Below are 2,086 nucleotides of genomic sequence, written 5' to 3'. Positions count from 1 at the left end.
TTGACCACCAACCGGATCCGAACCGCGTGTTCGGATCCGGTTGGTGCTCAAGTGCCGGCCCCGACCTCCGGCTGATCCTCCGGAACCTCCGGTTGATCCTTCGAACGCCCCCGATCCCGCGCCGCACCGATGAACATGGACCCGGCGTAGATCAACAGTGCACCCACCACAACGGCCACCATCAACGACCGTTGCTGTCCGGTGATCAGGGTGTTCACGTGCCCCATGTAGGGAACGCTGTACCAAACCTTCCCCCTGACCTGCTCCGGGACAACAGGATTGGCGTCACGGACCGGATTCGCATCACCCTGCGTGACGAACGTCCTCTCGCCCTGCGAGTTCTGTCGAACCATGATGATCCGGTGGGTGACCACCTCGGGGTTACCCGACTCCTTCTGGAACGTGATCGCATCACCGGCTTCGAGCGCAGCCGGATCCTCCGGCTTGACCACGATCAACGTCCCCGGCGGATAGGTGGGCACCATCGAACCGGTGAGCACGGTGTAGGGCGTCGCCCCCGCGATCCGAGGGATCACGATCGTCAAAGCGAGAATGCCCACCAGCGCCAGGAGCACCAGCCAGGAGACGATGCTCTTGACCCACCCCCACACACCGGCGTCCTGCTCGACGCCCTGCACCGCATCACTCATCGGGACTCGGCGGCAAAGGTGAACGTCGCGGTGGTACTCGCGTCCTGCTCGGCGTCCTCACCGACAGTCCCCCGCACACACAACACCTCACTGGCACCGGGCTCGACAGTGCGCCACTCGGGATCCGCCGGCGCCTGCGCACCGATCAGCGGCCCGTCGTAGACCACCGTCGCCCCGGCCGGATCACCCTCCGCGGGACACGCGGGCTCCGAATCCACCACCGAAACCGTCAAGTCCAGCGCCACACCCGGATTCGACTGAGCCGCATCCTGCAACCGGTACTTCATCACCACGTCACCGGAGTTGTAGACGCTCAGCGGCGCCTGCGCGTACCCACCCGCACCCAGACCTTCCTTGCCCAACGCCTCGAACGCGTAGTCACTGACCCCCACACCCCCGACCGCGAGATCCAGAGTGCCCGAGGAGATCACACCAGGATTGAGGGTCTGCGTCTGACTCCACAATGCACCGGTCTGCTGGGAAGACATCAACGCCACACCCACGACCGCCGCCCCGCCGATCGCCAACCAACGAGCCTTGTTCGACATATCCCTACACCTGCCTGAGAGTGACGTTGAAATTGGACAGATCGACCTGAACGTTCTGCGCCGCATCACCATCGGTGTCCGCCGCGAACGTGATGATCACCTTCACATCGACGGTCGCGCCGTCCAACGCCGGCGTAACCACCACACCGTCGGAATCGACCGGGACCGGATCGCCACCGGACGTCGCAGTGATCTTGTGATCGACCACCGACTCGAACGCCGGGTCACCGACGATGGTGGCCTCGTCGACCGCCAGACTCGCCCGCAGATTCGTTCCCCGAGCCGTCACCTCGAAACTCGCCGTGTAGGTGAGAACGTCACCGGGAACCGCCCGGAAATCGGTGACGGTGATCGGACCGTGCTGATCCGCCCAATTCGGTGCCACCGTCTGCGTCAGGGCCAACGCACCCGCACCGACCGCACCGCCCCCGATACTCGCACCAGAATTCCACGCGGCCATCGTGCCCGCTCCCCCGGCCAACAGCACCGTCGCTGCACCGGCGGCAATCGCGCCTTTCAACTTACTGTTCATGTCATGGTCAGCTTTCGTAGGACCCCGTCGGGGTAGAAGAGTTCGGCCTCATCACTGCAAATGCACACAGCACGCACCACTACTGGACAAGTGCCGCGAGCCCCGCCGGCACACCATCAGCACTCGGATCGGCCTCGGTCTTCACCCAGCCCCCCGACGATCCGACCAGATACAACTCGCCGGAATCCACAATCCACAACTCGTCGGCATCCTTCGCCCACTGCACAACGGCCTCCTCACCGACCGCGATGCTCGACACCACCGAACCCGACTCATCCGTGATCACAACCTCCGACGAAGACACCTCCGCCGCAAAGCTCCCCGACGACGACATACTCGTGATCACCGCACCACCA

The 2,086-nt window shown here is 64.2% G+C and carries 3 protein-coding genes and 1 pseudogene; all 4 read right to left on the bottom strand.

The genetic code is table 11. The features are described 5' to 3' along the window. Positions 1-47: 47 nt before the first annotated feature. Positions 48-650: a signal peptidase I gene (locus EF834_RS18045; protein ID WP_127948659.1), complete on the bottom strand. Its 603-nt coding sequence runs from the start codon at positions 648-650 to the stop codon at positions 48-50. Beyond that, positions 647-1,198: a hypothetical protein gene (locus EF834_RS18040; RefSeq protein WP_127948657.1), complete on the bottom strand. Its 552-nt coding sequence runs from the start codon at positions 1,196-1,198 to the stop codon at positions 647-649. Before EF834_RS18040 ends, EF834_RS18045 begins: the two co-directional genes overlap by 4 nt. 4 nt (positions 1,199-1,202) lie before the next feature. Next, entirely contained in the window at positions 1,203-1,730 is a 528-nt protein-coding gene (locus EF834_RS18035; RefSeq protein ID WP_235871301.1) for an alternate-type signal peptide domain-containing protein, read from the bottom strand. Between the two features lie 79 nt (positions 1,731-1,809). Continuing rightward, positions 1,810-2,086 (bottom strand): annotated as a pseudogene (locus EF834_RS18270) (hypothetical protein); the annotation flags it as partial.

It is taken from the genome of Rhodococcus spongiicola (genome assembly GCF_004011835.1).
Classification (GTDB): domain Bacteria; phylum Actinomycetota; class Actinomycetes; order Mycobacteriales; family Mycobacteriaceae; genus Prescottella; species Prescottella spongiicola.
This window is presented reverse-complemented; position numbering and strand designations above follow the sequence as displayed.

What these genes read in the sequence shown, in the direction of transcription:
- EF834_RS18045 (WP_127948659.1), bottom strand. Translation starts at nt 650, where the DNA reads ATGAGTGATGCGGTGCAGGGCGTCGAGCAGGACGCCGGTGTGTGGGGG.
- EF834_RS18040 (WP_127948657.1), bottom strand. Translation starts at nt 1,198, where the DNA reads ATGTCGAACAAGGCTCGTTGGTTGGCGATCGGCGGGGCGGCGGTCGTG.
- EF834_RS18035 (WP_235871301.1), bottom strand. Translation starts at nt 1,730, where the DNA reads ATGAACAGTAAGTTGAAAGGCGCGATTGCCGCCGGTGCAGCGACGGTG.